Raw genomic sequence first — 6,171 nt, forward strand, 5'->3', positions numbered from 1 at the left:
ACACACTCATTTTATCGACAAAGCTACAAGGGAAATCCAATGTACAGTGGTTTAAATCATATCTATCGTCTGGTCTGGGATAATGTCAGGGAAGCGTGGGTGCCGGTGTCAGAGCACTGCAAGAGTTGTGGCAAAGGTGTGGCACGTCGTGCGGCACTGACCGGAAAACTGTCGGTACTGGCGGTGGCGGTGCTTCCCGGTGTGGTGAATGCGTTCACTGCTGAAGTGGACGATGGGGTGGTGTTACTTAATGAAGTGGTAGCCGCAGGTACACAGAATATTAATAATGGCGGTATAGCAGCAAGAACGACAATCAATACCGGGGGCATTCAAAATGTCAATGACGGTGGTATGGCGAGGGTGACCACAATCAATACCGGGGGCATTCAAAACGTCAACTCTGGTGGTGAGTCAGTTGTAACCGGGATCAATACCGGAGGTATTCAACACGTCAACAGTGGTGGCTCCGCCTCAATGACGCAGGTGAACGGCGGTGGTACCCAGAACGTCAACGACGGCGGGACAGCAAACGACACCGTTAACAGCGGTGGTGTTGTAAACGTCTACGCAGGTGGCATTCTCAATGACAGCGTTCTTTCCGGAGGCTACGAAACCATCCACTCTGGCGGCACCGCGAACGGTTCAACATTATTCGCCGGTCAACAAAGTGTTAACGCTGGCGGCGTGGTTAATAACGTTACTGTTAAAAACTCTGCCAAGCAAGACGTTCTGGGCACAGCCAATGGTTCCATCCTTAATACCGGTGGTCATCAGGTTGTCCGCGATACTGGCATTGCCAATGATACTTTAGTTGAGTCCGGGAGTATTCAATACATCCAGACTACGGGCACAACGAATCGCACCACAGTCAACGCAGGTGGCAAGCAAGAAATACAGGGAGGCACAGCGAACGACACTACTGTGAATAGCGGTGGTATGTTGCGTGTTTCAGCGGGTGCGGCTGCTTTCGGGGTCACGCAAAACAGCGGTGCTGCGCTTGTCACGAATACCGATGCTACCGTCAGTGGCACGAATGCACTGGGTGCCTTCTCCATTGATGCAGCAACAGGCACCGCCAGTAATGTTATTCTTGAGAACGGTGGGAAACTCACCGTCAACACCGGTGACACGGCCAGTGGTACCACTGTTAATGCCGGCGGCAGCATGGACGTCAATAGCGGCGGTACAGCGATATCGACCACTATCTGGGGAACGGGTTCACAGGGCAGGCAGGACGTTGCGGCTGGCGGTACAGCGATGGATACCACGGTGAATGCCGGTGCTTTTCATGGCGTAGCTGGTACGGCGACAACGACCACCATTAACGAGGGTGGCTGGCAATATATCTATGCAGGTGCTACTGCCAGCGATACGACCGTTAACAGCGGGGGGCTATTTGAGGTTGTTGCGGGTGGTACTGCTGTTGGGGTTGTACAAAACAGCGGTGCTGCGCTGAAGACGAATACCGATGCCACGGTCAGTGGCACGAATGCCCTGGGTGCGTTTTCCATCGATGCGGCAACGGGCACCGCCAGTAATGTCCTGCTTGAGAATGGTGGACGTTTCATCGTCAATACTGGTGACACGGCGACGGATACGACGATTAATACCGGAGGCTACGTAACCGTTAATGCCGGGGGCGTTGCTAATAACACTACAGTCAACGCGGGTGGTTTTGATGTCTATGGCATAAGCAATGACACCGTTTTAAATGGTGCCTATGAGGCTCTCAAAAGTGGCGCTATAGCCAATGGCACTACAGTGAATGGTGGTTTCCAGCAAGTCGAAAACGGTACCACAGCCAATGACACGACAGTCAATGCTACGGGTGAACAAAAGGTCCTCGCCGGTGGCGTTGCCAATAACACAACAGTGAACACCGGGGGATTGTTGACTGTTAATACAGGCTCAACTGCTGTCGGTGTCGTTCAAAACAGCGGTGCTGCACTTGTCACGAATACCGATGCCACCGTCAGTGGCACGAATGCACTGGGTGCCTTCTCCATTGATGCAGCAACAGGCATCGCCGGTAATGTTCTGCTTGATAGTGGTGGTATTTTCACCGTCAATACTGCTGACACCGCGAACGGCACAACAGTGAACACTGGTGGGGCAGTTAACGTTAATGGCATAACCAGTGGCACGACTGTTAACGGTGGCCTGGAACAGGTGCATGCCGGTGGCATTGCTAATGGCACCACCGTTAATGAGGGTGGCAAACAGGAAGTCAAAACGGGTGCCACAGCGAACGACACAGCCGTTAACAGCGGTGGGGTGATGGATATTGCTGCTGGCGCAACAGCGGTCGGTGTTATTCAAAACACAGGGGCTGCTCTTGTCACGAATACTGATGCGACCGCCAGTGGTGCTAATGCGTTGGGGGATTTCTACATCAATGCGACAACGGGCATCGCCAGTAATGTCCTGCTCGAGAATGGTGGCATTTTCACCATCAATACCGGTGACACTGCGAACAACACAACTGTGAACACTGGGGGTAGGGTTGATGTTAACACCGGCGGCACAGCCACAGACCTGACTGTCAACGGCGGTGCAGGCTACATCTATACCGGTGCCACCCTGGGTGGCGATGTCTCCGTCACGTCCGGTGGTCAGTTAACGGTGACTGCGGGCGCAGTGACTGACAGTGCAAATATGACCCTGTCGGATTCCGGTGCACTGTATCTGGACAACACCTCAGCAGTCAGTGGCAGCAATACGCAGTACAGCATGGGTGCCATGACCATGGATGGCGGCAGTGTTTACTATGAACAAAGTGGCTATGCCGACCTGACCATGACCAGCCTGGAGGGGGCGGGAACATTTTATATGAACACCGAAGTCGCGACGCTGCAGAGCGACACTCTGACAGTGACGGGCGAGGCTAACGGCGACTTTGATGTGTTTATCGCCGATACCGGGGTGAGTCCGACGTCAGACAGCAGCATGCAGATGATAGAGACCGGTGGCGGGGATGCGGAATTCACCCTGGCCAACAATGGCGGTGTCGTGGATGTGGGGACCTACCAGTATCATCTGGTGGACAACGGGAATGACACCTGGTCACTTTCTCCGACAGCGCCGGTAGACCCAGTAGACCCGCCGGTAGAGCCGATAGACCCACCGGTAGAGCCGATAGACCCACCGGTAGAGCCAGTAGTACCGATAGATCCGACGACACCGGTAGACCCGACAACCCCTCCAGTGGTCCCGGTAGAGCCAGCACCGCCGTCAGAAATGACGATATCGCCAAGTACGGCAGCGGTGCTCTCCATGGCCACAGCAGACCCGCTGATATTCAAGGCTGAACTGGACACGGTACGTGGCCGTCTGGACCAGGTGCGTTCGTTTGAGCATGAAACCAGTGTCTGGGCACAGTACAACTTCAATAACTTTGGCGTGAGCTCTTCAGCCGGTGCCGGTTATGACATGGGTATCAACGGTCTTACCCTCGGGGTGGACAAGTCCGTTGAAGCCGGTGATGGTGTGTTCACCTTCGGTGGCTTCACCTCCTACAGTAATTCTGACATGGAGTTTGACCGTGGCGGGGATGGCGAGGTGGATTCCTACTCTGTCGGGGGTTACGGCAGCTACATGCATAACTCCGGTTTCTATGTGGACGGTGTGCTGAAAGCCAACCGCTTTGCTCACGATGTGAATGCGCAGATGAACAGCGGCAGCCGGGCTTATGGTAACTATGATGCCAACGGTATCGGTGCACATCTGCAGACCGGGAAGTATTTCTGGTTTGATGAGACCTATGTGGCACCGTATGTGGGCATGAGTGCCTTTGTCAGTGACAGCAGTAATTACACGCTGTCGAACGGCATGAAAGCGCAGGTGGATAATCAGCGTTCCATGGTGGGCGAAGTGGGTGTGCAGGTGGGGCATAACTTCGAGGTGAATGGTTCGAAAATCCAGCCTTACTTCCGTGCGGCGCTGGCCCAGGAGTTCATTGACAGCAATGATGTGAAAGTCAATGAAGACCACTTCACCAACGACCTGAGCGGCTCACGCGGTATTTATCAGGTGGGTGTGAATGCGAAGGTGACAGACACCATCAATGTGAATGTGAATGCCAGTTACTCACATGGTAAGCAGGTTGACGAGCCACTGACGGCGCACCTGGGGGTCTCCTGGTCATTCTGATGTCCTGAGTGCTGACAGGCTGAAGGAAAACACAGGGCGTAAGCCCTGTGTTTTTTATGGAGCTCTTAATAACGAATTGATATTTTTTGGCGGATATATGAATATTGAAAATAGCAGTGAATGATTTAACAATAAAAATACATTCACATAACTAAATTATAGTTTTGAATTTCATCGTGTCCCCATGGTTTTCTGAATTCATTTATCGTATTGCGGAAAGGCGCTTCTAACAGGCTGTACTGGATGGGATTCATTTCTGGAACTCTCATAAATAAACAAAAAAACAACATTTCAGTCGACAAAGAAACGCTCAAGAAAATTCATTTAAAAATAAACAAACCTGTTTTTGTCATTCACCCTGCGGTATTGCATTATAGCGCTCATAAAGTATTCGATTGTTGCCTCCCAAAGGCACTGTCATCCAGTTCGTTTTCTTAAGTTAGTGATTTTTTTTAAATATTCCGCAAATAATAATCCCGGGTGGTATTGGTCGGGGTTATTAGTGCGCCCGGTATATTGACAGAAGCCACCTGTATTTTTGCTTGCGTGGCATTTTATTATTGTTAACCCAGCGAGAGTATTTATTTTTAAAGTTAACTGTCTCGCCACCGTCGTAGGGTATTCAAAATAATAGTATTTACCTTTGCTTCAAAACAGCCTCTAGCAGAGTTACTCGTTCCACACACTTATATTATCAATTCAGCTATACAGGAAATCCAATGTACAGTGGTTTAAATCATATTTATCGTCTGGTCTGGGATAGTGTCAGGGAAGCGTGGGTGCCGGTGTCAGAGCACTGCAAAAGCTGTGGCAAAGGTGTGGCGCGTCGTGCAGCTCTGACAGGAAAATTGTCGATACTGGCGGTGGCGGTGCTTCCCGGGGTGGTGAATGCGTTCACTGCTGAAGTGGATACGGGTATAACTGTGACCGGAGAGACTGTGGCCGCAGGTACGCAGAATATTAATAATGGCGGTACTGCGTCAGCAACCACAATCAATACCGGTGGTATTCAACACGTCAACAGTGGTGGCTCCGCCTCAATGACGCAGGTGAACGGCGGTGGTACCCAGAACGTCAACGACGGCGGGACAGCAAACGACACCGTTAACAGCGGTGGTGTTGTAAACGTCTACGCAGGTGGCATTCTCAATGACAGCGTTCTTTCCGGAGGCTACGAAACCATCCACTCTGGCGGTACCGCGAACGGTTCAACATTATTCGCCGGTCAACAAAGTGTTAACGCTGGCGGCGTGGTTAATAACGTTACTGTTAAAAACTCTGCCAAGCAAGACGTTCTGGGCACAGCCAATGGTTCCATCCTTAATTCCGGTGGTCATCAGGTTGTCCGCGATACTGGCATTGCCAATGATACCTTAGTTGAGTCCGGGAGTGTTCAATTTATCCAGACTACGGGCACAACGAATCGTACCACTGTCAATGCGGGTGGTAAGCAGGATGTGCAGGGAGGCACAGCGAACGACACTACTGTGAATAGCGGTGGTATGTTGTTTGTTTCAGCGGGCGCGACTGCTCTTGGGGTCACGCAAAACAGCGGTGCCGTGCTGAATACGAATACCGATGCCACGGTCAGTGGCACGAATGCCCTGGGTGCCTTCTCCATTGATGCAGCAACAGGCACAGCCAGTAATGTCCTGCTTGATAGTGGCGGACGTTTCACCGTCAACACCGGCGACACGGCCAGTGGTACCACTATTAATGGCGGTGGCGCCATGACCGTCAATAGCGGCGGTACAGCGATATCGACCACTATCTGGGGAACGGGTTCACAGGGCCGACAGGACGTTGCGGCTGGCGGTACAGCGATGGATACCACGGTGAATGCCGGTGCTTTTCATGGCGTAGCTGGTACGGCGACAACGACCACCATTAACGAGGGTGGCTGGCAATATATCTATGCAGGTGCTACTGCCAGCGATACGACCGTTAACAGCGGGGGGCTATTTGAGGTTGTTGCGGGTGGTACTGCTGTTGGGGTTGTACAAAACAGCGGTGCTGCGCTGA

General features: G+C 52.1%; 2 protein-coding genes. Both read left to right on the forward strand.

Annotated elements, in window-relative coordinates:
- Window positions 1-39: 39 nt before the first annotated feature.
- Complete coding sequence (locus EC843_RS24400; RefSeq protein WP_133523204.1) at window positions 40-4,149, forward strand: autotransporter outer membrane beta-barrel domain-containing protein; 4,110 nt, start codon at window positions 40-42, stop codon at window positions 4,147-4,149.
- Between the two features lie 719 nt (window positions 4,150-4,868).
- Window positions 4,869-6,171, forward strand: a 1,303-nt coding sequence (locus EC843_RS24405; RefSeq protein WP_208111341.1) for an AIDA repeat-containing protein, incomplete at its 3' end; no start/stop codon positions are given.

The sequence above is a fragment of the Buttiauxella sp. JUb87 genome (genome assembly GCF_004361975.1).
GTDB lineage: Bacteria > Pseudomonadota > Gammaproteobacteria > Enterobacterales > Enterobacteriaceae > Buttiauxella > Buttiauxella ferragutiae.

Bases quoted from the DNA above. Each gene is read 5' to 3' on its own strand.
- EC843_RS24400 (WP_133523204.1), top strand. From the start codon at position 40: ATGTACAGTGGTTTAAATCATATCTATCGTCTGGTCTGGGATAATGTC.